Consider the following 25,321-nt stretch of genomic DNA (forward strand, 5'->3'; position numbering starts at 1 on the left):
TATAAACTTTTTGAATTACGAACTTGTATCTCCTATTATTAGATCTGATCTTTCAGAATAACTTGGTCAGGTTTGACAGCAAGCCAGCACACTACACCTAAAATCGCGGAAAATGCAGTCATGGAAATAGCAGCCTGCCATCCATAATGAGTAGCTACCCAGGCAGTTGCTACCGGCGCTACAACACCACCGATATTGCCCCAAAAGTTCATCCAGCCTGAAACTGTACCGCAAAACTTACCGCCTATATCCATAGAAGCAGCCCAAGACGCGTTAAACGTGAAGCCCAATGACCCCAATGAAATTGTAAGCCAAAATACATTCATAGTTGGAGTAGTCGCAATGGCAGCCATGTAAAGAGCAGCCCCAGAAATTAAAAGACCACTTGCCCCAAATAAGGTCCGGGCTTTATGCTTAGATACTCCTGCAGCAATAAGCTTGTCACTGACATAACCTGTAAGAAAAGTAATAAGACATAAGGCGGCCCAGGGAAATGAAGCAGCTATACCCATTTTAGCTAATGAAAATCCCTGAGCTTCCATCAGATAAAGAGGAAGCCAGGCAAGAAAAACATACATAATATAATCAGTAATAAAATATTGCAAGCCAATAGCCCAAAACTGTGTTGAAGTAATAAAACTCCCCCAGGGTGCAATCTCCTTAGCTGCTTTCGAGTTGTTCAGCACCATCCCGCTTTCAATATGATCGGCTTCTGCCTTATTAACAAACGGGCACTGGCGCGGATCATTTTTCGCTAAAAACCACCAGGCTAAAGCAAGAACCAGCCCCGCCGCACCAAAAATTATAAATACCGAACGCCAACCGAAAGCCAGCATTAATGCAACTGTTACTGCGGGACCAAACACTGGCCCAACAAAAGCTCCACTCAGCATAAAGGAAGAAGCTGTTGCTTTTTCAGCCTTATTGAACCAGCGATAAATAAAATTATTCATAGCCGGAAAGATAGGTCCTTCCCCTAATCCAAACAAAGCACGGATTATCGCCAAGGAAGTAAAACTGTTTCCCCATGCAGTAAGAACCGTAAATACTGACCACCAGGTAACCGCCAGCGTGGATGCAATGCGCTGCCCAAAATACTCAGCCATCATTCCGCCTGGAATCTGCATAAATGCATAACCTGTAAAAAATGCGGTCTGCAAAAATCCCATATCTACTTTAGTAAACCCAAATTCTTGCATAATTGTCGGCGTAGCCACCGATAAATTAACACGATCCATATAAGACATAAAAGTAATTAAAAAAATGAGTACTGCCATAAACCATCGGAAATTTGTTCTTTTCAAATAATCCACCTCTTTACTATAAATACCTGATCAACCGGGCAAAATTTTACTATTCACCTCCCATTAATAGCACCGCGATAGCAAATATAAAACACGCTATCCATCTTCATAAAAATCTGAACAATATGTTACAAGTATACAATATACTGTTTTCTATAATATTTGCCACAAAAACATAAATTCCTGCATAATAAATAGAGATTTCCTCCATCTTTCTTTATCTTCCTGCACTTGCTATAGTTTTCATCTTAGGTTATGCTATTAATACATATTTAAAATAATTGTAAACAGATGATCTCTTCATAAGGAGGAACTTCTATGTACACAGAAATTAACCTGGGGTATGGGAACGAAGAAATCAAACTCAAACTCCCGAAAAAACAAGTCTTGCAAATTATCGAAGGTAATCATGTTGAACCGTTAACTGATATTCCTGCTGCCGTTAAATCAGCCCTTGCCAATCCCATTGGCAGCCCGCGTCTTAATCAAATTGTAAGCAAAAATGACAAAGTATGTATTATTGCTAGTGATATTACTCGCGCCTGGGTCCGAAATGATCTTTTCCTTCCCCCGTTACTTGACGAACTTAATGCATGTGGTGTACCGGACAGCAATATTACTTTGGTTGTTGCTCTTGGCGCGCATCGTCACCATACTCCTGAAGAAAATCTTTCTACATACGGTGCGGAAGTGGTTAAACGGGTTTCTATTGAACAAAGTTGCGCACTGGACACTGAAAATTTTGTGAAGATTGGTACCACTAGCCACGGAGTGGATACCTGTGTTTACAAAACGGTTGCTCACGCCGACAAAGTTATATTAACTGGTGGCATCGTTTATCATCTGATGGCCGGCTTCGGGGGTGGCCGCAAGTCAATCATGCCCGGCGTTTCAGCCTACAACAGCATTCAAGGCAACCACAGCTTTTGTTTGCACAATGTGGTCGGGCAAGGAATCAGTGCTGACTGCGTTTCAGGCAAACTTAACGGCAATACCATGCACGAAAACATGACGGAAATGGCATCAATGGTGAAGCCTGCGTTCCTGCTCAATGCCGTTATAACACCGGAAGGTAAATTCGCCAAATTTGTTGCCGGTCATTGGTATGACGCATGGCTGGAAGGTTGCCAGGCAGTTGAAAAGATCTTTGGAGTACCTATTAAGGAAAAAGCCGACCTGGTTATTGGTTCAGCCGGTGGCTTTCCAAAAGATATCAATCTATATCAAGGCTCTAAAACCATAGATAATGCCTTTATGGCTGCAAAAGATGGCGGTGTAGTTATCCTACTGCTAGAATGCCGCGATATCAAAGAGCCACCCGATTTCAGCGGTTGGTTTGATTTTGTATCGCTTCATGAACGGGAAATTAAACTGCGTGAAGGATTCACCGTCCCAGGGTTTATTGCGCTTAAATGTGGCTTAATTGCCAAACAGGTTTCGCTTATCATTGTTACTCTGCCACAAAACAAAGAATTTGTGGCCAACGCTGGGTTAATCCCCGCCTCATCAATAGAAGAGGCTATGGCTATTGCTGAAAAGAAGCTGGGTCGCAAAGATTATACTATAACTGTAATGCCCCACGCAGCCAATACAGTACCTGTGCTGAAAGGATAATCTGAATAACCTATAAGTAACTATAACAATATTAAAACACTCCGGTAAGGGTGCCGATATTTCGGTAGTAGCCAACTAACCGGGGTGTTTTTTATGTTCTTGACACTATATACAAATTTTTTCGGATAGGACTGCCATCATTTGCATACGAATTATCGAGGTGATGGAAATGGCCGCTAAGAACAAACTTAAAAAAAAAGTGCAACCCGTCGTCAACATATCTCTCTTAAATTATACGCCCGTATTACAGGATAACTATAGTCAGAAGTTTATGTTACCCCTGTTTCAGGAGATCCTAAAACAGAAAAATTCAGTCAACCGCAATTAATATAAGTTAAGGATGTGTTGACATGAATGCTGCCATATATATCCGTGTATCGACCGATCAGCAAGCTGAAAAAGGATACTCAATCGATACTCAATTAGCTGCTTGCAGAAAATATGCTGTTGAATTAGGAGCAACACAAATAGAAGAATTTATTGATGACGGTTATTCCGGAGAATTTATCGATCGGCCAGAATTAACCCGGATGCGTGAGGCTCTGGCAAGAAAAGAATTTGAAGTGGTAATTGCTTATGCGCCAGATCGGTTAGCGCGTAAAACAATACATTTATTGATATTATCGGAAGAAATAGCCAAAGCCGGTGCACAAAGAAAATTTGCTTCCGTAAATTTTGAAGCAACAAGTGAAGGCGAATTAATGTATAAGTTTCAAGGAATAGTAGCGGAGTATGAAAAAGAAAAAATTAAAGAACGCACGATGCGTGGAAAACGCGGAAAAGCATTAAAAGGGTTGGTTATTAGTGATGCCAAGCCGTTTGGTTATATCTTTGACAGAGAAAAAAACACCTATGTCATTAATAACACGGAAGCAGAATTCATTCGTATGATCTTTGATTTTGTCGTTAACGAAAAAATGGGCATGACAAAAATATGCAAAGAGCTTAACCAAAGATGTATCCCTTCCCCCCGTACTAAAAATACCTGGGTTGTTTCAAGTATTCACCATATAGTAACGAATACCATCTATAAAGGTATTATCTATTCTATGAAATACCGTTATGAAAAAATTGGCTTAAATAAAAAAAAACGAACACTACGACCAGAATCAGAATGGATACCGATACATGTTCCTGCCATCATTGATGAAGTGACCTGGCAAGCTGCGCAAAAGCAACTGCAGGAAAACAAGGCACGCGCCAAACGTAATCTGAAACGAGACTATCTATTAAATGGCTTAGTTACCTGTTCACAGTGTGGCCGGGCTATGGTTGTTTCTCAATCCGGTTATAAAGACCCTATTAGTTACTATGTATGTATCAGTCAAAAAAATTCGAACTATGATCACTCCAGGCAGAAAGCATGTACAGCAAGGCAGATTCCCACAAAAATATTAGATAAATATGTTTTTGATTATGTAATGAAACTCTGCTACCAGCCTGATAAAATTCCAGAATATATTCGATATGCCCTCCCCAAACAGGAAATAGAAAAACATAATAAAACACTTAAACAAATCTTACATATTGAAAAAGAATTATTGCAACAAAAGGCTAGTGTGCTACGCTGGTTTCGGCAAAAGAAACTGACAGAAGCTGAAGTTGAGAATCAATTAAATGATATCTGTGGAAAATTGGCTGATATTAGCCAAGCAAAAAAAATTTATGAATCTGAATTATCAACATTATCAACAAATTCTTCTGTCAATTCAATTGCCGAAATCACTGCTGCCGCCCAATTTAGCTTCAATAAAGGCTGTTTTACCGCTCAAGAAAAAAGAGCGGCGCTACGGGCAATTCTGGAAACGGTTAGCGCCGAACGAATTGACAAGACTCGTGGGCGCGGCAGCCGGCCTGAAATTAATGTTCAGCTGAAATTGAAAGGATTTTTTTTATAGTTTTTTATGCCGATTTGTTAACTGAGTATCACCATACAGTCGATTGCTTCTTTTCCAAAATCTTTTTCGCCACCTCTGGCCAAAGAATACGCCTCATCAATAAATAAGATGCCGCCATAGGCTTTTTTTAGTTGTTCACGTGTTTTCTGAGCAGTATGACCGATATACTCTCCAACTAAATCCGCACGCTCAACTTCAATAAGATGGCCCCGTGACAATACGCCCATCTCCCGGAATACTTTACCCATAATTCTTGCGACCGTCGTTTTTCCGGTACCCGGGTTTCCTTTAAAGATCATATGCAAGACCATCGGTTCAGTATTTAAATGCTCCTTTTCTCTACGTTTCTGGATTTCAATAAATGCATATATTTCCCTTACAAGTTTCTTTACTTCGTTAAGTCCAATAAGATTATCTAACTCGCGCAATGTATTTTCCACACGTTGCTCTAAACTAAACTGGAGACCATTAGATTGAGCACAGGCAATAGCCGCATGATCAAGCTCGCGAAGTTTTTTAAAGGCGTCAAGCGGAGATATTTTCCCCGTACTAACTGCTGAAACGATATCTTCAGGCCACTGGTAAGTCATAATTTTCACCTCACCGCAGGCTTTGTGCTATATAGTATACGCCAACAATGCCAAATGGTGATTCATCTTATTGCCAAAAAAGTACTCCAGGTTGCTGGCCTGGAGCACTGCAAAACAGTTATTATTTTTCAGGTTTAGCAATCTCATCCTTTTTTTCGTGCAAACTGGCAGCCAAAGGACGAAAAGGAGTTATCGTCGAAATCGCATGCTTGTAAACTAATTGCTGTTTCCCATCATTTTCAATGATTACCGTAAAATTATCAAATCCCCTTACCGCCCCGCGCAATTGGAAGCCGTTAACCAGATATATGATTACTGGTACATTTTCTTTTCGCACTTGATTTAAAAAACTGTCTTGCAGATTAATGACTTTATTAGTCAACTGAAACCCCTCCGTATCATGTTCTACTCTTTTCTATTTTACCTTACACAAAACTTTCCTGCAACATACTTGTAAATCGTTTCCAATAACTGATCATAGTATTCAAACTCGTCAACCCGGAACCAGGTTATATAGGACATGCGGCGATAAAAAGTTAATTGCCTTTTAGCGAAATTCCGAGTAGCCTGTTTTATCTGGTCAATAGTAAATTCCAAATCTTTGCCAGTAAGCAAGTATTCGGCAATTTCTTTATAGCCGATTCCCTGCATCGCCTGACAATCAGGCGGTACACCCTGCTGTAAAAGTTCCGCTACTTCGGCAACTAAGCCCTGTTGTATCATACTGTCAACCCGTTGATTAATCCTTGCGTATAAGGAGGCGCGATCCATCGTAAGACCGATTACCGCAACATCATACAGTAAGTCATTTACCGCTTTTTTTTTCTGCGAAACTACCTCACCGCTCAAGTAGTATACTTCAAGCGCTCTGATTATCCTGCGCTGATCGTTAGGATGCAGCCTAGCCGCCGTTTCCGCTTGAATTTGCCTCAGCTTATCATACAAATATTGATTACCATATTGTTCTGCTTGTTTCATCAGTTCCTGCCGCAGCTTTTCATCACTGGGGGCTTTATTAAATTGATACCCTTCCAGCAATGCCCGGACATAAAGACCTGTACCGCCTGCTAAAATAGGGATATACCCATGATTATTAATTTGTGTAATTATGTTTTGTGCATAACGCTGAAAATCGACCACATTAAATTCCTGACATGGATCTAAAATATCGATCAGATAGTGAACAATACCATCACGTTCCACCAGGTCAGGTTTAGCCGTACCGATGTTCATCCCACGGTATACAAGCATAGAATCACCGGAAATAATCTCCGTATTCAGACGTTTGGCCAGATCAATACTTATCTTAGTTTTGCCAACAGCAGTAGGTCCAATCACCACAATTAAGCGTTCTATGGTTGGTCACCGCCAGTCTGCCAGGGTCCGCAATCAATAACTCCATAATGAATACTGCTATATTTACCGCCAACCACTGTCTTAATTCCTAAGCGCACAAATTCACCACTACCCGTAGTTTCTTTGACTACCACCCTTTTTCTGGCCACCCGGCATGCTTGCCTAATTGCTTCAACTGTAATCGGTTGCTTATTTGCTAATGATCTAATAGGTTTTACATTAGAACTCTTCTGAATTGGCGCACGAAACATGGGATCAAAATAAACAACGTCAAAACTATTGTTAGCACAAGCTTTAAGATGCTCACTATAATCAGCATTATGTACCTTTATGCGCCGCAAAGCACTTATGAGCGCAGGATCCGAAGCAACGACAAAGTTCTGGAGTCCGTATCCCGTAATGAAAGCAATGAGCGGTGAACTCTCTAATCCGGTAATCAGCCCGTGTTCACCTATCACAAAACTAGCGACAATGGCATCTGTTGCTAAGCCTAGTGTACAGTCAAGGACCGACATGCCAGCTGTAAGCCCCATCGCAGTTGTCATATGGTCATGATTTCCACTTTTTAGGTTTTTTATTCGTAACTCAGCCATACTTAAATGAAAGAAGTACTCGCCTGCCGCCGTGTGTATGACGGGCCCATTGCCAGTGATCACAAGAAGCTCGGATATTTGATATTCTTGTTTTATGGCGGCTAACGAAAGCCCTTTACGCGGAATAAACGGTACAGAAAGTTTATCTGCAGTAGCTTCAGCCTGCTTAATTATGCTGGAAGTCGCGTGTTGTGCTGTTGTTACAATCAAATCGATAGCTATCATCCCCTAAGTACGCTTAAACATTTTTGCCAACTCATCTGGACCAAATCTTACAATAGTAGGTCGGCCGTGTGGACACGTATAGGGCAAATCGGTAGTATAAAGTTCATTTAATAGTGCCTGAATTTGCCGCATATTGAGCGTTTCACCCGCTTTAATGGCACTACGGCATGCCGCCATTTGCAAATAAGCATGCCGCAATTCCTGAGCTGATGGCTGGTGCATATCCGTAATGATTTGTAAAACCTGCCGCAGTACGGGTCCTGCATCAGTCAAAGGAATATCCACAGGCATCTCAATGAGTCGCATGGTATCGGGACCTATTTGTTCAAGGGTAAATCCCAGCTGATATAAGGTTTTTTGATTTTCCGTAATCATATCGCAATCATCTTTGGTAAATTCAAGGTATTGTGCTACCAATATCTGTTGAGCCGGTACACGCTCCTTAGAGCGACTCATGCGGTCATAGAGAATTCGTTCATGGGCGGCATGCTGATCAACAATATACAGACCGTCCGGCCCCTTGGCCACAATGTAACATTCCGCAATCTGCCCCAGTGGATACAATGGGCAGGAATTTATGGAATTAGCTTCATTACATTCCGGCAATTGCTCATCTTGGACTATCGCCTGTCTAACCTCGGAAAAAGAAGCATTTTCTTCACGCCACAATGCCGGTAAAGAAGGTTGCATTGTTTCACCAGTATTGGCGGCAATATACTTATGCGTATTATTATACTTATCCCTGCCGGTACTGTCAGACATATATTGATTTACTTTTAATACCGGCTGGGGCTGAACCGTGCCAGCGGCTTGCATATGGGATGAAGGCGAAGCAAGGCAGGAAGAAACCGCTTTGTATACCGCCCTGTAAATTTTTTGCTCATCACTGAATTTAACTTCTTTTTTTTGAGGATGCACATTAACGTCAACAGAGTCAACAGGAATGCCAAGATTAAGTACAGCTAACGGATGACCGTTTTTGGGCAGTAACGAAAAATAAGCGTTATCCAAAGCCTTAGCCAGCATCCTACTGTTTACCACCCGCTGATTAACCAAAAAAGTCTGCCACTGACGAGTGCTTTTTAGCAATACCGGCTTCGCTATATAACCTGATACGGTAATATCCTCGCTGCAATATTCGACCGGTAATAATTCCGGCGAAACCTTGTGTCCATAGATATCGGTAATCGTATCTGCCAGCCGTCCGTTACCGCCTGTAGAAAAAATTAAACGATGATTGCTAATTAATTTAAAACTAATTTGCGGATGGGACAACGACAACTTTGTAACAATATCACTAATATAGCCACTTTCCGTAGACGGCGTTTTCAAAAACTTACGGCGGGCCGGCGTATTAAAAAATAAATCATTCACAGTTATCGTTGTGCCGCAGCCGGCCCCAGCCTCCCGAATATCGCCAATAACACCGCCGTTTATTTCAACATAGGTGGCCAACGGATCGTCCTGCAGGCGGGAAGTTAGCGTGAATTTAGACACAGCGGCAATACTGGGCAAAGCTTCTCCACGAAAACCTAATGAACTTATGGCAGCTAAATCTTCAGCAATACGGATCTTACTGGTAGCATGCCGCTTTACCGCAAGCTGAGCGTCTTCGTAACTCATACCTGTTCCATCATCGGTAACCCGGATCGCCTTGACGCCGCCGTCTTCGATTTCAATTTCAATATTTTTGCTATCGGCATCAATTGCGTTTTCGATAAGTTCTTTAACAACAGCCGCCGGCCGCTCCACAACCTCGCCGGCCGCTATCTTATTAGCCGTATTCTCATCAAGTATATGAATGATTTGCTGACTACTCATAAGCTTCCGTTTTCCTCTCTAGCTTGATTTTGCAGACGGTATAGTGTGTTAAGAGCCTCTATCGGGGTAAGTGTCATGATATCAACGGACAGTAATTCATTAATTACACTTGAACCAAATAACGAAATGGCGGAAGTTGTTGTTTGTCCTACCCCGCAATCATTCGTGCTGGTTATTGCGGCAGGGGTGGCTGCTTTGTTTTGTTCTAATTCAGTTAGTATTTGCTGAGCCCGTTCAATAATCCGTTTAGGTAGGCCGGCTAGCTGAGCAACATGGATCCCGTAGCTTTTATCAGCGCCACCGGGCACAATACGGCGCAAAAACACAACGTCATTGCCACGTTCTTTTACAGCTACAGAATAATTTTTGATTACTTTACTGTTTTCGGCCATATCGGTAAGTTCGTGGTAATGAGTGGCAAATAAGGTTTTAGCCTTAACCTTGTCTTTAATATATTCGACTACTGCCCGGGCAATACTCATCCCGTCAAAGGTGCTTGTACCACGGCCGATTTCATCTAATATGATTAAACTGTTGGCGGAAGCATATTTGATAATTTGAGCGGCCTCATTCATTTCGACCATAAAGGTACTCTGCCCGGTTGCTAAATCGTCGCTGGCCCCAACTCTGGTAAAAATTCGATCAACAGGACAAATAGAAGCTTCGCGCACAGGGATAAAACTTCCTGTCTGGGCCATAATCGTTAATAATGCCACTTGTCGCATATAGGTGGATTTTCCCGCCATGTTAGGGCCGGTAATGATTAAAATTTCACTATCGCGATGATTCAGTTCAGTATCATTAGGCACAAACATTTCACCATGTAATAGGCGTTCAACCACAGGGTGCCGCCCATCTTTGATAATAAGCTCTCTGTTTTGATTGAGGATTGGTCTGACATAATTGTAGCGTTCAGCCGCTTCACTCAAAGAAAGAAGAACATCCAGTTGAGCAATTTTTCGGGCCGTATGCTGAATTTGACCAATACGCTCTTTTATGTATTCTCTGATTACGGTAAACAATTGGTATTCGATATTGATGATCTTCTCTTGAGCACCAAGCACTTTAGTCTCAAAATCCTTAAGTTCAGGTGTAATATATCGTTCAGCATTGACCAGCGTCTGCTTGCGCACGTAGTTTGGTGGAACTGCGCCGGTATTGGCATGGGTTATTTCAATATAATAGCCAAATACTTTATTATACCCGATTTTAAGAGACTTAATGCCGGTAGATTCACGTTCACGCGTTTCAAGTTCTTGAATCCATTGTTTACTGTCACGGGCAATACTTCTAAGTTCGTCCAGTTCTAAGTTGTAGCCTGTTCTGATAATGCCGCCTTCACGAATACTAAACGACGGGTTATCAATAATAGCAGCCTCAATCATATTAGCTACATCAACATGGGTTTTGGTTGTCATGCCAATATCGGCAAGCAACTGAGACTGACATTCCTGCAATTGAACTTTTATATCAGGTAAAACCGCAAGTGACGTTTTAAGGGCCGCTAAATCACGGGCGTTGGCACTGCCTAGCTCGACTCGGGTTAGAATGCGTTCAAAGTCATAGATATTGTCGAGAAGCTCTTTTAACGTTTCTCTGACCACTCTTTTATCAAGCAACTCCGCAATTGCATCCTGACGTTTTGTAATGGCAATCGGATTTAACAGCGGAAACTCCAACCACTTTTTAAGTAGTCTTCCGCCCATTGCCGTCTTAGTAAAATCCACTATTGACAATAATGTCCCTTTTCGTCCGCCATCATGCATATTACGGGTAACCTCTAAATTGCGTAAAGTGGATGCGTCTAATACTAAATAGTCTTGCGTATTAATTTTCGTCAGTTTATTAATGTGCGTAAGCGGGCTTTTTAAGGTGTAGTGCAGATAATACAACAAGTAACCAACCGCCGCTTGCGCGGCAGGAGTACCTGGAAGCTCTTCTTCGGCAAAATGCTTATACGGCAATTCGGCAGCAAGGTTAGTATCGGCATCAGATAAATTCGTAACTGCACAAACAGGCACTCTATGCGCAAGAAAGGAAGTTATAACCGCTATCCCCTCCAGCTTACCCAAAATAACTAACTCTGCAGGCAATAAGCGGTAGATTTGGTCACACACATTATTTGTTCGTGAATTGCCGGCAAACACCGCCCAGATGCATTCGCCAGTTGAAATATCGGTTGCTGCCAAACACAATTCATCATCTTCTTCATAAAGTAAAACTAAATAATTATTTGCCTTATCCGGCAAACTTGCTTCCGTAAGAATTGTACCAGGCGTAACAATTTTAATGACTTCCCTGCGCACAATTCCTTTTGCTTGCTTCGGGTCTTCGACTTGTTCACATATGGCTACCTTATAGCCTTTATTGATTAATCGGCTAATATAATTGTCAGCAGCATGATAAGGTACGCCACACATAGGGACTCGTAAATTATTTCCTCCTTCACGTGATGTGAGGGTAATCTCTAACTCCCGTGAAGCTACTTCGGCATCCTCAAAAAACATTTCATAAAAATCGCCTAAACGGAAAAATAAAATTTCATTGCTGTGTTTACTCTTTACTTCCCGATATTGCTCCAGCATCGGGGTATAATTTGTTGCCATATTGTAAATTCTCCTCCGTGGGTCTCAACATTTTAAACCAAATGACCCTTTAAAACCCAGGTTTGTGCGGTGTCAATCTTTACATGGACCAATTCACCGATACTCTCTTTTCCGGTCTTATCCCATAATACAATTTTATTAGTACGTGTCCGCCCCATAAGCTTACTCTCATCATTTTTACTGGGGCCTTCAACCAATACTTCGACAACTTCATTAATTAACTGTTTATTAATCTCAAGACTGATCTCATTTTGTACGGCCATCAACCGGTTCAGTCGCTCTTTTTTCGTTGCTAATGGCAGTTGGCCTTCATATTGAGCTGCCGGTGTTCCCGAACGCTGCGAATATAAGAAAGTATAAGCCGCATCATACCTGATAGTCTTAATAAACTCAAGAGTTTCTAAAAATTCTCCCTCTGTCTCACCGGGAAAGCCAACTATGAGATCTGTGGTTATACTGGCATTAGGAATCGCTGTACGAATATGGTCCACTAATTGACGATAATACTGTGTCGTATAACCGCGATTCATACGTGCAAGAATAGCATCACTTCCCGCCTGAACAGGCAGATGAAAGTGTTCACAAATTCTTTTACTGTTTTTGATAATCGTAATCAGTCTGTCATTCATATCCCGGGGATGTGACGTCATATAACGTATCCGTGTTATTGTATCAATTTGATCCACAGCTTGCAGCAAATTTGCAAAATCTACCTGTGATGCAAGATCTTTACCATAAGAATTAACATTTTGCCCCAGCAAAGTGATTTCTTTAAAACCATCTGCACCTAGCTGCCGAATTTCTGACAGAATATTTTCAAGTGGGCGGCTGCGTTCACGGCCTCTGACATAGGGGACTATACAATATGTGCAAAAGTTGTTGCACCCATACATAATCGGTACCCATGCCGAAATTTTTCCCTTATGTACGGTTGGCACTTCCGGTGCCAGTTGTTCAGCCTGATCCCATACTGCCAATACAGGTTCCCTGCTGCTTTCTATCTGCCGTATCAGTTCAACAAGTTGATGAATATTATACGTACCCATAACCAGACTGACATGAGAAAACTTCTTTACTATTTTTTCTTTATCTTTTTGGGCCATACAGCCAACAACACCGATAATTACATTGGGGTTAACGCGTTTAAGCCTTTTCATTTCGCCGATCTTGCCATAAATTTTCTTTTCCGCGCTTTCCCTGACACAGCATGTATTGATCAAAATCAGATTCGCCTGTTCAATATCCTCTGTAGCTTCATACCCGATAGTCCGCAATTGACCGGCCAGTCGCTCAGAGTCATTAAGATTCATCTGACATCCGAAAGTAATGGTATGAAAAAGCTTTTTTTCTTGCTTTATCTGGTCCAAACCCATCTATAGATCAGCTCCAATAACAAAAGTTATATATGCCAATTATTATAACGTATATTTAAAGCTTACACAAATCAGAGCGATAACGAAATCCCCGGCACAAAAGCACCAGGGATTTCTTCATGACATACTGCTATTTTTCTCGCCGTTTACGTGTTCCCCACATCATTTTAACGCCGGAATAAATCACAAAAATACCAAAAATCCGTTTAAGATCGTTTGCAGGCACAGCTTGAACAAAATTAGCACTGATTAGGGCCCCTAAAACGGCTCCTCCCCCGATATAAAGAGCAGCTTGAACATGAATTAGCCGTTCTTTATAAAAATACCACACACTAACAATCGAAGTGGGAATGATAACAAGCATCGAGATTCCCTGAGCCATATGCTGAGCAATCCCTAATAGTAAAACCATCATGGGCACCAGAACTACCCCGCCGCCAATACCCAAAACTCCGCTTAAAATGCCAACAATAAGTCCCATAGCAAAAATAATAAGTACTGCTGTCATAATGTAAGCACCATCTTTAAGCCAACTAGAATAAGTAACCCAGAAAATAATTGTTTCAATCGAATAGCAGGAATTCTTTTCATCACCCGTGCCCCAATACTGGCTCCTAATACACTGCCTATAACTAAATTCATAGCCAGGCTTATATCCATATTGCCATGAAATCCATAGATAAGGCTGCTTACAAAAGCCGTAGGAATTACTATTGCCATTGATGTTGCCTGAGCAACATGTTGGGTCAGGTTAAAATAGGTTACCATGATCGGAACAAGAAAAATACCGCCGCCGACTCCTAATAAACCACTAAGAATACCTACTATAAATCCTGCGGCCCCAAATTTAATTTGCTTAGACATAATTTCCGGCACCCCGCTATTTACTCAATTAGACTGGGAGCTAGCCCATCTTTATAACTCCGATATTTATCATAAATGATGCGAATAGCTGTAATAATTGCCCTTTTAGCACTCCCCTGATAAGTCTTATCCACAATTCGCACTAGGTGATCCGGATCGGTTATCGAATTACCTACCAGAATGGAAGAAACATGTTTACGGGCCACAGCTGTGGCTAGTGTACAATCTGCCTCTACGATATTACCGGTATCTTCATCAATACTTAGAACTACACCAATAACCTTGTAAATTTCACTGGCCGTAATCCCAGTAGGAAGTTTCGCGTAACCAGAAAACAGAATCCGTTTGCCCTTGTCACCCATGAAGTTCCCCGTCCTTATCGTATAATTATTCAATACTTAACCGTTTAACTGCAATATTCACTTCTCTTACAACCATACCTGTCATATACTCAACTACTTGCTTTATACGTATTTGCGCATCATGTACAACCTGCCAGATAAACTGTCCGTACTTAATGATTACATCAAGTGAAATCGAAATTCCCTTTTCTCTGTCATGCGAATTTTTAATAGTAATTTGACCGGTTTTAGTAATCCCTCCATCACTTGTTGCAACATAATCGACAATGGCTGCAATCGCTGCATCGGAGATAAGCAATTTTCCATAGTAGCTGAACGTTGGCCGGACAATTGACTTTTCTCCTAATTTACGCCGCTGTTTTGAACGGGGTTTTTTAAAAAAAATTTCAAGTGGATCGATCAAATAACCTGAAAAATGCGGTTTAAGCTCAATCGTTGGTACCGGAATAATATGTTTTCCTTCTTTTAACCTGCTCTCCCTCGCCTTGGCAATTTCCGCTCTAGTAGCAATATCCTCAATACGGATTAATTTACTAACCGGCGGTAACCCCAGCACATCAACAATCTTCTCCACCATATTTTTTGAAGTACCAAGTATTAAAATACGTTTAGGCTTAACTTTCGCAATAGCTTCTCTAACTTCCCGAGAATGGTCAGGTTCCATAAATATGGCACGTTTAACAGCTCTAATTTTGCTAGGTTCTTTTTTAGCAGAATAACCGGCAACAATCTTACTGTCCTTTATTAATAGCCCGTCGTCAATAATTGTATCAACGTTATGTTCGTGTGCTACGATTAATGCCCGATGGCTTTTGCCTGTTCCACTTGGACCTACCAAGGCAATAGTGTCCATAGGCAGCCTCCTGATAAAATATAAATAGGGTATAGCATAAAAATAAACACCTTTAAAGGTGTTGTCAAGTAATTTTATTACATTGACAAAAATCTATAAGGGTGGCGGAAATGGTGAAAATCCCCAATTTTGCAGGATAGCGGTCAGGGATAGCGTGAAAATCAGACCCACCGGTTATTTTTAACTTATATTGATTAGCCATAGCTAAGTACCTTTTGGTTGCTGCCTGATCGTGTTCTGGATGATATACTTCTAAGCCGTGAATACCGGCTTTGATCAAATCAACGACTAGTTTATCATCGCCCACAAGCCCGGGATGGGCTAATATTGCCATACCTTTAGCCTGCTCGATAAGCCTAATAACTTGTGCAGGAGTAAGCTTATAATGTGGTACGTAAGCCGGGGAATTTTTATCTAAAACATGTTTAAATGCTTCCGTCACAGTGGGAAAATAACCTTTTTCAACAAGTGCTTGAGCAATATGCGGCCTTCCCACCGCCCGAGTTTGACCAGCAATAGTTAACACATGAGCATAATCAATTGAATAACCTAACTTATTGAGTTTATCCACTATTTTTGCTGAACGTTTTAGCCGGTCATTACGGATAGATTCTAGTTGGCTTCGGAATTCAGCATTATCTATATCAACACAATACCCTAAAATATGTACCTCATGCTGCGGCAGGTCTGTGCTAAACTCAATCCCCGGAATAATTGACAAACCAGAAGCATTGGTGTTTAAAAGCCCTCCTGCTTCGCGCAGCTCTTCATACGCGGCAACAGTATCATGATCAGTAATTGAAATATGACTTAACCCGGCAATTTTAGCCTGATGGACTACCTCCACAGGTGAAAGTCGCCCATCAGAAGCAGTAGTGTGAATGTGAAGATCAGCAATCATATTTTACTCAAAGTCGACGCCAATTGAACTAGGGTACGAACGCCTACCCCGGTAGCGCCTTTCAGGTTATAGCCTTTATCCTTATCGGTATCAGATGTTCCGGCAATATCTATGTGAACCCAGGGAGTTTTATCGGCAAACTGTCCAATAAATAACCCTGCGGTAATCGTTCCTGCAGGTCTTCCACCTGTGTTTTTCAAGTCAGCTACAGAACTTTTAATTTGCTCAGTGTACTCATCGTCATTAGGCAATTCCCACATTTTTTCTCCAATTTGCCGGGCTGCGGTAATAATGGTTTTACACCATTCCCGGTTGTTAGTAAGAACGCCGGAATAAATTGCTCCAAGACCAATGACACAAGCCCCGGTCAGAGTTGCTATGTCAATGATTTTGGTCGCGCCAAGCTTCTTGGCATAGGTAATGGCATCGGCCAAAATTAATCGTCCTTCAGCATCAGTACTCAATACTTCGATGGTTTTTCCACTCATTGAGGTCAAAATATCCCCTGGTCTAAAGGCCCCGCCTGAGGGCATGTTTTCTGTGCACGGAACAACGGCAATAATATTTACCTTCGGTTTTATTTGTCCAATTGCCATCATTGCTCCTAAAACAGCTCCACCACCGGCCATATCACCTTTCATCTCATCCATATTTTGACTAGGCTTTAATGATAATCCGCCACTGTCAAACGTAACGCCCTTGCCAACAAAAGCAATCGTCTCCCGGCTCTCCGCGTTTCCCTGATATTTCAAGACAATTAATTTTGGTGGTTCAGCACTGCCTTGGGATACAGCCAGTAATGCCCCCATCCCTTTTTGCCGCATCTCTTCTCTATCAAGTACAGTTATTTCCAGACCATTTTGCTGAGCTATTGTTTGAGCAAGCCAAGCCATTTTAGTTGGCGTCATACACTGAGCCGGATGGTTAATCATGTCCCGTGCAAAGTTAACACTTTCCGCAATGACCCTGCTAATATGAACTGTATTAGTAATTGCTTCAACTTTTGTTGTATCATTTTCGACTATCAATAATTTTTTAATATCCGGAATATCATTTTTGCTTGTTTTATAATAGTTAAATTGATACAAACCCATTACAGCACCTTCAACAACAGCTTGCGCAACCAACCGGGATTCTAATTTGTTGCTGGCATTATGCAGTGTAGTGGCTACAATCTGAGAATGTGTTTTTCTGGCGGCCCGCATTGCCACCGCCATAGCCGCTCGTACTTTATCTACCGTAAGCTCATTTTCATTTCCCATACCAAGCAGAATGACACGTTTAGCACCAATGGCGGCAAATGTATGTATGACCGTAGTTTCCCCATATTTACCACAGCCGGGAATATCACGAATAATCTCGCTAATATGAGAATGTAACGCCCTATCCATAACCCCTGTAGCTCCACCAGGAACCGTTTCACCCTCAAACAGACTTACAATAATGGTATCACATAATATTTCAGTTATTTGTCCAGAAACGATTTTAATATTCATTGAGTCACTCCCTAGTTATAGCTTATACCTTTATTATGCCATAAATCAACTATTAAAAACACTAAAACCTGTTCAAACGAACAGGTTTCAATTTATCTATTTGTTAACGAGGTTCAACGATTAATTTAATTGCTGTTCTTTCTTCACCGTCTATAAGAATATCGGTAAAAGCGGGAATGCATATTAAATCAACACCATGCGGCGCTACAAACCCTCGTGCAATCGCAACTGCTTTTACTGCTTGGTTAAGTGCTCCCGCACCGATTGCCTGAATTTCGGCGCCCCCACGTTCTCTCAGCACTCCAGCTAAAGCCCCTGCTACGGAATTGGGATTAGATTTTGCTGATACTTTCAAGACATCCATTTTTATATGTGCCTCCTTTGATAAAAAAACGTTATTAGTCCTATTAAGTAGATATATTCGTGATACGGGAAAAAATTCCTTTTTTCACATCAAAAAAATCTAATAATTACAACAAATTCACATTATTTATTAAAGACAAAAACACGCCCATCTTCACGAATGCCTATAAGGATATGCTGATCATTATATTGCTTACGCATATTCTCTAGCATATTTTCAATTACCTCTTCCTGAAATAAAAGGTCTTCCTCGAGGAGAGCATCATTATGATCCGTAACTAAACGCTCATTGAAGCGATCTCGCAACAATTTTATCATCAAATTTATTTCTCCGCGTGACATGGTATGAACGTCACGAATAATTGTTAACATAGCCACTTGTTCATAGGAACTTAATTCTATATCAACACGACTGCTGGTAATACCCTCGATCATGTGATAAGCCAAAATACTATTAATTATGAATCGCTTTTTACTTTCAAAATCGTTAGACGAAGGAATACCAGATATCATAAACGTAAGTTTTAACAAATTATCCTCAGGCTCAAAATTTATAGTACCAATCTCAGGATAACGTACAAGCATCGATATAATTAAGTTGGCTCCATCAGAAACTTCTTGATCTCTATGGGAAAGTTCAGACATTATTTTTCACCGTCCAATAAAATTATAACAAGAAAGATTTCGTGCAAAGTTTCAGATTAAGTATTCTCTAGAAGATAATTAAATCCTGCTTATAAATTGTTGGGAAAAAAGCTAAAAAACGGCTTACCTAAAGGTAAAGCCGTTTTAACTACAATTTTATTCTTTATTTTGCATAATCAACCGCACGTGTTTCGCGGATAACGGTAACTTTTATTTGACCTGGATACTCAAGTTCACTTTCGATCTTCTTGACAATATCCCTTACTAAACGAACAGCCGTTAAATCATCAATTTTATCCGGTTTAACCATAATCCGAATTTCACGGCCTGCTTGAATAGCAAATGATTTTTCCACACCCTCAAATGACTCAGCAATTTCTTCCAATCGTGTTAACCGCTTAAGATAACTCTCTAAAGTTTCTCTGCGAGCGCCTGGTCTTGCGGCAGATACAGCGTCAGCCGCTGCTACAAGTACCGCCTGGATAGTTTTAGGTTCTTCATCGCCGTGATGAGCAGCAATTGCATTTACAACTTCGGCTGCTTCACGGTATTTTTTCGCTAAATCAGCACCGATGGTCACATGAGGACCTTCGACTTCATGATCAACAGCCTTGCCTATATCATGAAGCAATCCAGCTCGTTTGGCTAACATCACGTCGACACCAAGTTCTGATGCCATGACTCCAGCTAAGTGTGACACCTCAATTGAATGCTTGAGTACATTCTGACCATAGCTGGTACGGAATTTTAATCGTCCGAGAAGTTTTATCAACTCAGGATGCAGACCATGAACCCCAGTTTCAAAGGTTGCCTGTTCGCCTGCCTCCTTAATTTTCTGTTCAACTTCTTTTTGAGCTTTCTCCACCATTTCCTCAATACGCGCAGGATGAATGCGGCCGTCAACAATAAGCTTTTCTAGCGCAATTCTGGCAACTTCCCGTCTAACAGGGTCAAACCCTGACAGAATAACGGCCTCAGGAGTATCATCAATAATCAAATCGATACCGGTAAGTGTCTCAAGTGTTCGAATATTACGTCCCTCTCTACCGATAATCCTACCCTTCATTTCATCATTTGGTAGGGAAACTACCGATACCGTAGTTTCTGCAACATGATCAGCTGCACATCTTTGGATAGCTAACGATATAATTTCCTTAGCCTTCTTGTCTGCTTCTTCTTTGGCCTGCTGTTCTAAATCTTTAATGAGCATTGCCGTCTCATGTTTAATCTCTTCTTCAACATTGGCAAGCAGCAAACTGCGGGCTTCTTCTGACGTTAAACCGGAAAGCCTTTCAAGTTCAGTCAGTTGCTTAGCATAAAGCTCATGGATTTTTTCTTGACTCTTATCCACCTCAGCCTCTTTACGGCTAAGAATCTCTTCTTTCTTTTCAAGAGAATCAATTTTCCGGTCAAGATTTTCTTCTTTTTGCATCAAGCGTCGCTCTAGACGTTGAAGCTCAGCACGGCGTTCCTTGATTTCCCGCTCTAGTTCGCTCCGCAGCTTATGAATCTCTTCTTTTGCCTCTACTAATGCTTCTTTTTTCTTAGATTCGCCAGCCTTATCCGCATCCTCTAAAATCCTTTTAGCGGCGACTTCCGCGGAAGCTATCTTGGCTTCTGCAATATTCTTGCGTACCCAATAACCTCCACCGGCACTTAAAAGCCCGACTAAAACTGCGGTAATAATTATTTCTACTATCTATTCCACCTCCTTTTACTATACGAATAACAAGGGTAAAGCCGAGTTATTACTCGGCTTTTAAAAGTAGCTTTTTATTTGCTTCACAGCATTAAGCTCTCCTAAAAGTTTACCTAAGTAGATTTTGTTTGTTTACACGATTGGATAATTTAATTGTAAATGTTTTTCAAATAGGTGTCAAGGAGACATGTCTCTAAGGTACTCCAAAACTTTTCTGACAGTTGCCGCGTTATATCCCTTGTTCGATAAACGGCGAACTATTTTATGTCTATCTCGAAGGCCATTATTATCGAAATATCTGACTGCAAGTTTCAAAGCAGCATGGTATTCATGGTCAGCGTCCCAGTTCGACAACTTTTCATTAATCAGATTACTTGGCAATCCTCTACGCTTTAGCCTTAAATAAATTTCCTTAAGACTATATTTATTATTCTCAGAATATTGTGCTAATAGCATATTACAAAGCGCGGTATCATTTAGATAACCGCGCTTTGTAGCATATTCCAGAGTATCCTTGACTGTCGCTTCGTCGTAACCTTGCTTCAAAAGCTTTTGCTCAAGTTCCTGCCGACTATAAGTTCTGAATCGCAAAATTTTAATAGCAGCTTTCACCGCATCCATATTCATTCTGTTTCAAAAACTCCATTGTTATCTGAGTCAAAATCCCCGTCAAGAGATTCATTGCCTGAATTAATAGCGTTATCGAGTTTAGTATCACCGGCAAGTAAAATCTCGCGAATTTTTTTATCAATTTCATCGGCAATATCTCGATTTTCTTTGAAAAATTCCTTAACGTTTTCCCTACCTTGTCCCAACCGCTGCCCATTATAAGAAAACCAAGCGCCGCTTTTATTGATAATTTCAAGATTGACGCCAATATCAACAAGACTTCCTTCACGCGAAATACCTTCGCCATACATAATATCAAACTCGGCTTGTTTAAAGGGAGGTGCCACTTTATTTTTAACAATCTTAACTTTGGTACGGCTGCCAACAACGTCATTTCCCTGTTTCAAGCTCTCGGCTTTGCGAACATCCATACGGACTGAAGCATAAAATTTCAGAGCCCTGCCGCCTGTCGTTGTTTCCGGATTACCAAACATAACGCCAACTTTTTCACGGATTTGGTTAATAAAAATCACAGTCGTACGGGATTTGCTGATAATACCTGTTAGTTTACGTAATGCCTGGGACATTAAACGGGCATGCAGACCAACATGAGAATCGCCCATATCGCCGTCAATCTCACTTTTGGGAACCAAAGCAGCCACTGAGTCAATAACAATAACATCTACCGCCGCACTACGTACCAGTGCCTCGGCAATTTCGAGAGCTTGTTCACCATTATCAGGTTGAGAAATTAATAGATTGTCAATATCAACACCTAGTTTTTTCGCATAAACCGGATCTAAAGCATGTTCTGCATCAATAAATGCAGCAATACCATCCATTTTTTGCGCCTGAGCGATAACGTGCAATGCTACTGTTGTCTTGCCTGACGATTCCGGCCCAAATATCTCGATAACCCTGCCGCGAGGCAGTCCTCCGACCCCTAGGGCAATATCAAGCGGCAATGAACCTGTGGAAATAACTTCAACATTCATTTTGGCAGCAGCTTCGCCCAGTTTCATGATCGCACCTTTGCCAAAATCTTTTTCTATTTGGCGCATGGCATTTTCAAGTGCTTTAAATTTATCCATTTCGCGATTTTTCTCAAAATCTTTGGCTTTATCCATAATAATTATAAACCTCCCCCGACAACTATAGTAACATTATACAAACATTTGTTCGATCTGTCAATGCATTACATTGCCGTTCGGGTTCACACGCCCCCGGATTATCGTCCTTTTGCCGGTTCTATGTTAATGCGATAGCCTTTAATTGTATTTTTATTCATAACAGATAAAACTCGTTCGGCTACAGTTTCCGGCACTTCTACAAAGGTAAATCTATCATAAATATTAATTACGCCAATAATACTGCCTTCAATATCTGCTTCTTCGGCAATTGTGCGAACAATATCCTGCGGCTGAATTTTTTGTGCGCGCCCGGCATTGATAAATAAGCGTACCATACCTGGTTCAGCACCAGTATTGCCAAACTGCTTTTTTTCAATAAGAACTTGCTCTTTATAACCTTCTTGAAACAGCTTAAGAGCTGCTGCAGCCAGATCAATCGGATCGTAGTCGGCTGCCAAATCAGCAATTATGCCACTATAGGCATCGAACCCGCCTCGTGCAATAGTCTGTGTAAGCTGATTCTTAATAACTTCCGTCTGTCGTTCAAGAATATCTGCGGGAGAAGGCAATTGTCGTCTTAAAATACGCGTTTTTATTTCTCTTTCAATAATTTTTAATTGTCGATATTCACGCGGCTGAATAAATGTAATAGCCACGCCTTTTTTTCCCGCCCGGCCGGTACGGCCTATACGATGGACATATGACTCAGGATCTTGAGGAATGTCATAGTTAATAACATGGGTAATATGTTCTATATCCAGTCCTCGCGCCGCGACGTCAGTGGCAATTAGGATATCTAATTTCCCATCCCTAAATTTCTTCATAACCCGGTCACGCTGGGCCTGGCTCAAATCGCCGTGTAACCCATCTGAGAGATACCCCCGTGCTGACAATGAGGCAACTAATTCGTCAACTCCTTTTTTGGTGCGGCAAAAAATAATGGCTCGTCCAATTGTTTCAGAGTCAAGTACCCGGCATAAACCGTCCAACTTGTCACGGGTTTCATAGTAAATTTGGTCAATGAGCGGCACGGTTAATTGCTCTTTGCTAATCGTTACCGTTACTCTGTCTTTCATATACTTATTAGCTAAAGTCATTATTTCCGAAGGCATGGTAGCTGAGAATAGTAAAGTTTGACGCTCGGTAGGAACATGCTGAAGAATGCTTTCCAGGTCGTCAATAAAGCCCATATCCAGCATTTCGTCCGCTTCATCGAGTACCAGTACTTTTACATGATCCAGTTTAATGGTATTTCTGCGAATATGATCCAGTAATCGTCCCGGAGTGCCGATTACCACCTGAACTCCCGACTTGAGTGTTCTAATCTGCCGTTCTATCGCTTGACCGCCATAAATTGGCAATGTTTTAATCCGTTTAAATTTGCCAATTTTAGCTAATTCCTCTGAAACTTGAATGGCCAGTTCTCTCGTAGGCGTTAGAACCAACGCCTGAATTTGCCTAACATCGGTTATCCGTTCCATAATCGGTATGCCAAAAGCAGCGGTTTTACCTGTTCCTGTCTGGGCCTGCCCTAAAACATCTTTACCTGCCAACACCAGTGGAATTGTCTGGCTTTGGATGGGAGACGGTTCTTCAAATCCCATTTCAGTTATTGCCGCCGCAATTTTTTTACTTAATGAAATATTACCAAATAAAGTTACAATATCTTTCAATACAAAAACCTCCTATATAGTAAGCAAATAATGCCTTACATGATTAAGTGCAGCTAAAGCAGTCCGGTGTTTTATGTTAGTACGTGTTCCATTAAAATAATGCTCATAACAAACTTTTCCCGCCGAACCGTCAACAGCAATATATACTAAGCCTACAGGTTTATTTGCAGTTGCCCCGCCAGGACCGGCAATACCTGTAATGCCAACCCCTATATCAGTATGGATTTCCTTTCTAACACCTTCTGCCATATATTCAGCCGTTTCTCGACTCACTGCACCTTTTGCAGCTATTATTTCTTCCGGTACCCCCACTTGCGAAATTTTAATATTGTTACTATAGCATACGAATGAGCCTGCCAAATAACCTGAACTTCCTGGAATATCGGTAATACGGCTCGTAACAAGCCCACCTGTACACGACTCAGCCAATGCTATTGTCATATTCTGTTTTAATAAAAGATTTCCTACAGCTTGTTCCATTGTTTCATCATCAATACCAAAAATATATTCTTCTAATAATGGACGAATTTTCCCTTCGAGTTCATTAATTAACTGCAAGGCCTCTTTTTCACTAGCAGCCCGCGCTGTTATACGAACATGAATCTCACCATTTCTGGCCAGTAAAGCCAATGTTGGATTCGCTTGTGTCAAAATATATTTTTTAATTTTTTCTTCCAATAATGATTCGCCAAGGCCATATGTACGAAGGACTCTGGACATAATTACACCTTGAATACCAAATCGTTCTACAAGATAGGGAACAATTGACTTTTCAAACATAGCCGTCAATTCATGTGGTGGTCCCGGCAAATTTATAATGACTTTGCCCGCTGTTGTCTCTTCAATAATAACCCCTGGTGCTGTACCACATGTATTTTCAATAACTTGCGCCCCTTCCGGCATCATCGCCTGCCGTAAATTGTTATCTGACATACATAAGCGGCGTTCATCGAAAAAGCGTTGGATGTGCGCAACACTCTCTTCATGTAAAAACATCGCTTTATTCAGTAAGGAAGCAGTTACTTCTTTAGTTATATCACCCTGTGTCGGTCCTAAGCCTCCACTCGTAATAATTATGTCTGCTCGCGCCATCGCTATTTCTAAAACTTTGCGCATTCTATCCCGATTATCGCCAACTGTTGTTTGAAATAGTACACTAAATCCTAGTTCATTTAAGCGGCCAGCTAAGAATGGGGCATTCGTATTTACTATTTGACCTAAAAGCAATTCAGTTCCTGTGCTGACTAACTCAACAATCATATTGGTTACCCCCTAATACTAATTCATTCTCGTCATAAATGGCAATTCCTTCTATTACCGAACTTAGCATGAAATGCCTAAGCCAA

23 protein-coding genes are annotated in these 25,321 nt (G+C 41.2%); 2 read left to right on the top strand and 21 right to left on the bottom strand.

Annotation, left to right across the window (positions count from 1 at the left end):
* Nucleotides 1-38: 38 nt before the first annotated feature.
* The gene (locus tag BLR65_RS01080) at nucleotides 39-1,277 is read right to left on the bottom strand and encodes an MFS transporter (protein WP_093791584.1); all 1,239 of its coding nucleotides are present in this window, start codon (nucleotides 1,275-1,277) and stop codon (nucleotides 39-41) included.
* Nucleotides 1,278-1,622: 345 nt separating this feature from the next.
* Here BLR65_RS01080 and larAH10 point away from each other — a divergent pair, with 345 nt between their 5' ends.
* Together larAH10 and BLR65_RS01090 are read left to right on the top strand one after the other, a co-directional pair.
* Entirely contained in the window at nucleotides 1,623-2,918 is a 1,296-nt protein-coding gene (larAH10, locus tag BLR65_RS01085) for an NPN-dependent 2-hydroxyacid racemase, LarAH10 family (protein WP_093791586.1), read from the top strand.
* A 350-nt stretch (nucleotides 2,919-3,268) separates the two neighbouring features.
* Nucleotides 3,269-4,816, top strand: a complete 1,548-nt coding sequence (locus tag BLR65_RS01090) for a recombinase family protein (RefSeq protein ID WP_093791588.1) — start codon at nucleotides 3,269-3,271, stop codon at nucleotides 4,814-4,816.
* A 17-nt stretch (nucleotides 4,817-4,833) separates the two neighbouring features.
* Here BLR65_RS01090 and BLR65_RS01095 read toward each other — a convergent pair whose 3' ends face one another.
* The 20 genes from BLR65_RS01095 to BLR65_RS01190 form a co-directional block, all read right to left on the bottom strand.
* Nucleotides 4,834-5,406 carry an AAA family ATPase gene (locus BLR65_RS01095; protein ID WP_093791590.1) on the bottom strand — a complete coding sequence of 191 codons (573 nt, stop codon included), beginning with the start codon at nucleotides 5,404-5,406 and terminating at the stop codon, nucleotides 4,834-4,836.
* Between the two features lie 121 nt (nucleotides 5,407-5,527).
* Nucleotides 5,528-5,788: an RNA chaperone Hfq gene (gene hfq / locus BLR65_RS01100; RefSeq protein ID WP_093791592.1), complete on the bottom strand. Its 261-nt coding sequence runs from the start codon at nucleotides 5,786-5,788 to the stop codon at nucleotides 5,528-5,530.
* Between the two features lie 38 nt (nucleotides 5,789-5,826).
* Nucleotides 5,827-6,762, bottom strand: a complete 936-nt coding sequence (gene miaA, locus BLR65_RS01105; RefSeq protein ID WP_093791594.1) for a tRNA (adenosine(37)-N6)-dimethylallyltransferase MiaA — start codon at nucleotides 6,760-6,762, stop codon at nucleotides 5,827-5,829.
* Nucleotides 6,759-7,580: a class I SAM-dependent methyltransferase gene (locus tag BLR65_RS01110; RefSeq protein ID WP_245692270.1), complete on the bottom strand. Its 822-nt coding sequence runs from the start codon at nucleotides 7,578-7,580 to the stop codon at nucleotides 6,759-6,761. The genes miaA and BLR65_RS01110 overlap by 4 nt, the downstream gene beginning before the upstream one ends.
* A gap of 3 nt (nucleotides 7,581-7,583) precedes the next feature.
* The gene (mutL, locus tag BLR65_RS01115; RefSeq protein ID WP_093791596.1) at nucleotides 7,584-9,401 is read right to left on the bottom strand and encodes a DNA mismatch repair endonuclease MutL; all 1,818 of its coding nucleotides are present in this window, start codon (nucleotides 9,399-9,401) and stop codon (nucleotides 7,584-7,586) included.
* On the bottom strand, nucleotides 9,398-12,007 hold the full coding sequence (mutS, locus tag BLR65_RS01120) for a DNA mismatch repair protein MutS (protein WP_093791598.1): 2,610 nt from the start codon (nucleotides 12,005-12,007) through the stop codon (nucleotides 9,398-9,400). Before mutS ends, mutL begins: the two co-directional genes overlap by 4 nt.
* A 32-nt stretch (nucleotides 12,008-12,039) precedes the next feature.
* Nucleotides 12,040-13,380 carry a tRNA (N6-isopentenyl adenosine(37)-C2)-methylthiotransferase MiaB gene (gene miaB, locus BLR65_RS01125; protein WP_093791600.1) on the bottom strand — a complete coding sequence of 447 codons (1,341 nt, stop codon included), beginning with the start codon at nucleotides 13,378-13,380 and terminating at the stop codon, nucleotides 12,040-12,042.
* Nucleotides 13,381-13,510: 130 nt separating this feature from the next.
* Complete coding sequence (locus tag BLR65_RS01130) at nucleotides 13,511-13,888, bottom strand: sulfite exporter TauE/SafE family protein (protein WP_093791602.1); 378 nt, start codon at nucleotides 13,886-13,888, stop codon at nucleotides 13,511-13,513.
* Nucleotides 13,885-14,244, bottom strand: coding sequence for a sulfite exporter TauE/SafE family protein (locus BLR65_RS01135; protein ID WP_093791604.1), 360 nt, complete (start codon nucleotides 14,242-14,244; stop codon nucleotides 13,885-13,887). The genes BLR65_RS01130 and BLR65_RS01135 overlap by 4 nt, the downstream gene beginning before the upstream one ends.
* Nucleotides 14,245-14,264: 20 nt before the next feature.
* Nucleotides 14,265-14,606: a DUF3870 domain-containing protein gene (locus tag BLR65_RS01140; RefSeq protein ID WP_093791606.1), complete on the bottom strand. Its 342-nt coding sequence runs from the start codon at nucleotides 14,604-14,606 to the stop codon at nucleotides 14,265-14,267.
* A gap of 25 nt (nucleotides 14,607-14,631) precedes the next feature.
* Nucleotides 14,632-15,459 (bottom strand): Asp23/Gls24 family envelope stress response protein, encoded by an 828-nt coding sequence (locus BLR65_RS01145; RefSeq protein ID WP_093791608.1) that lies wholly within the window; start codon nucleotides 15,457-15,459, stop codon nucleotides 14,632-14,634.
* A 64-nt stretch (nucleotides 15,460-15,523) separates the two neighbouring features.
* Entirely contained in the window at nucleotides 15,524-16,360 is an 837-nt protein-coding gene (locus tag BLR65_RS01150) for a PHP domain-containing protein (protein ID WP_093791610.1), read from the bottom strand.
* A complete protein-coding gene (locus BLR65_RS01155) occupies nucleotides 16,357-17,856 on the bottom strand; it encodes a leucyl aminopeptidase (RefSeq protein WP_093791612.1) in 1,500 nt (499 codons plus the stop codon). The genes BLR65_RS01150 and BLR65_RS01155 overlap by 4 nt, the downstream gene beginning before the upstream one ends.
* A gap of 103 nt (nucleotides 17,857-17,959) precedes the next feature.
* Nucleotides 17,960-18,220, bottom strand: a complete 261-nt coding sequence (locus BLR65_RS01160; protein ID WP_075755210.1) for a stage V sporulation protein S — start codon at nucleotides 18,218-18,220, stop codon at nucleotides 17,960-17,962.
* A gap of 122 nt (nucleotides 18,221-18,342) precedes the next feature.
* Nucleotides 18,343-18,864 carry a hypothetical protein gene (locus tag BLR65_RS01165; protein ID WP_093791614.1) on the bottom strand — a complete coding sequence of 174 codons (522 nt, stop codon included), beginning with the start codon at nucleotides 18,862-18,864 and terminating at the stop codon, nucleotides 18,343-18,345.
* A 163-nt stretch (nucleotides 18,865-19,027) separates the two neighbouring features.
* Nucleotides 19,028-20,563, bottom strand: coding sequence for a ribonuclease Y (gene rny, locus BLR65_RS01170; RefSeq protein WP_093791616.1), 1,536 nt, complete (start codon nucleotides 20,561-20,563; stop codon nucleotides 19,028-19,030).
* A gap of 177 nt (nucleotides 20,564-20,740) precedes the next feature.
* The gene (locus BLR65_RS01175) at nucleotides 20,741-21,184 is read right to left on the bottom strand and encodes a regulatory protein RecX (RefSeq protein ID WP_218130610.1); all 444 of its coding nucleotides are present in this window, start codon (nucleotides 21,182-21,184) and stop codon (nucleotides 20,741-20,743) included.
* 2 nt (nucleotides 21,185-21,186) lie between these two features.
* Nucleotides 21,187-22,263 (bottom strand): recombinase RecA, encoded by a 1,077-nt coding sequence (gene recA, locus BLR65_RS01180; protein ID WP_093792021.1) that lies wholly within the window; start codon nucleotides 22,261-22,263, stop codon nucleotides 21,187-21,189.
* 137 nt (nucleotides 22,264-22,400) lie between these two features.
* The gene (locus BLR65_RS01185) at nucleotides 22,401-23,975 is read right to left on the bottom strand and encodes a DEAD/DEAH box helicase (protein WP_245692271.1); all 1,575 of its coding nucleotides are present in this window, start codon (nucleotides 23,973-23,975) and stop codon (nucleotides 22,401-22,403) included.
* Between the two features lie 12 nt (nucleotides 23,976-23,987).
* Nucleotides 23,988-25,235, bottom strand: coding sequence for a competence/damage-inducible protein A (locus BLR65_RS01190; RefSeq protein WP_093791620.1), 1,248 nt, complete (start codon nucleotides 25,233-25,235; stop codon nucleotides 23,988-23,990).
* Nucleotides 25,236-25,321: the final 86 nt, after the last annotated feature.

The sequence above is a fragment of the Sporomusa acidovorans genome, from assembly GCF_900101845.1.
GTDB classification, from domain to species: domain Bacteria; phylum Bacillota; class Negativicutes; order Sporomusales; family Sporomusaceae; genus Sporomusa; species Sporomusa acidovorans.

What these genes read in the sequence shown, in the direction of transcription:
- recA (WP_093792021.1), bottom strand. Translation starts at nt 22,263, where the DNA reads ATGGATAAATTTAAAGCACTTGAAAATGCCATGCGCCAAATAGAAAAA.
- BLR65_RS01190 (WP_093791620.1), bottom strand. Translation starts at nt 25,235, where the DNA reads ATGATTGTTGAGTTAGTCAGCACAGGAACTGAATTGCTTTTAGGTCAA.
- mutS (WP_093791598.1), bottom strand. Translation starts at nt 12,007, where the DNA reads ATGGCAACAAATTATACCCCGATGCTGGAGCAATATCGGGAAGTAAAG.
- BLR65_RS01160 (WP_075755210.1), bottom strand. Translation starts at nt 18,220, where the DNA reads ATGGATGTCTTGAAAGTATCAGCAAAATCTAATCCCAATTCCGTAGCA.
- BLR65_RS01165 (WP_093791614.1), bottom strand. Translation starts at nt 18,864, where the DNA reads ATGTCTGAACTTTCCCATAGAGATCAAGAAGTTTCTGATGGAGCCAAC.
- mutL (WP_093791596.1), bottom strand. Translation starts at nt 9,401, where the DNA reads ATGAGTAGTCAGCAAATCATTCATATACTTGATGAGAATACGGCTAAT.
- BLR65_RS01095 (WP_093791590.1), bottom strand. Translation starts at nt 5,406, where the DNA reads ATGACTTACCAGTGGCCTGAAGATATCGTTTCAGCAGTTAGTACGGGG.
- BLR65_RS01110 (WP_245692270.1), bottom strand. Translation starts at nt 7,580, where the DNA reads ATGATAGCTATCGATTTGATTGTAACAACAGCACAACACGCGACTTCC.
- miaB (WP_093791600.1), bottom strand. Translation starts at nt 13,380, where the DNA reads ATGGGTTTGGACCAGATAAAGCAAGAAAAAAAGCTTTTTCATACCATT.
- larAH10 (WP_093791586.1), top strand. Translation starts at nt 1,623, where the DNA reads ATGTACACAGAAATTAACCTGGGGTATGGGAACGAAGAAATCAAACTC.
- BLR65_RS01140 (WP_093791606.1), bottom strand. Translation starts at nt 14,606, where the DNA reads ATGGGTGACAAGGGCAAACGGATTCTGTTTTCTGGTTACGCGAAACTT.
- BLR65_RS01135 (WP_093791604.1), bottom strand. Translation starts at nt 14,244, where the DNA reads ATGTCTAAGCAAATTAAATTTGGGGCCGCAGGATTTATAGTAGGTATT.
- BLR65_RS01155 (WP_093791612.1), bottom strand. Translation starts at nt 17,856, where the DNA reads ATGAATATTAAAATCGTTTCTGGACAAATAACTGAAATATTATGTGAT.
- BLR65_RS01175 (WP_218130610.1), bottom strand. Translation starts at nt 21,184, where the DNA reads ATGGATGCGGTGAAAGCTGCTATTAAAATTTTGCGATTCAGAACTTAT.
- BLR65_RS01080 (WP_093791584.1), bottom strand. Translation starts at nt 1,277, where the DNA reads ATGGCAGTACTCATTTTTTTAATTACTTTTATGTCTTATATGGATCGT.
- BLR65_RS01145 (WP_093791608.1), bottom strand. Translation starts at nt 15,459, where the DNA reads ATGGACACTATTGCCTTGGTAGGTCCAAGTGGAACAGGCAAAAGCCAT.
- BLR65_RS01090 (WP_093791588.1), top strand. Translation starts at nt 3,269, where the DNA reads ATGAATGCTGCCATATATATCCGTGTATCGACCGATCAGCAAGCTGAA.
- BLR65_RS01130 (WP_093791602.1), bottom strand. Translation starts at nt 13,888, where the DNA reads ATGACAGCAGTACTTATTATTTTTGCTATGGGACTTATTGTTGGCATT.
- BLR65_RS01150 (WP_093791610.1), bottom strand. Translation starts at nt 16,360, where the DNA reads ATGATTGCTGATCTTCACATTCACACTACTGCTTCTGATGGGCGACTT.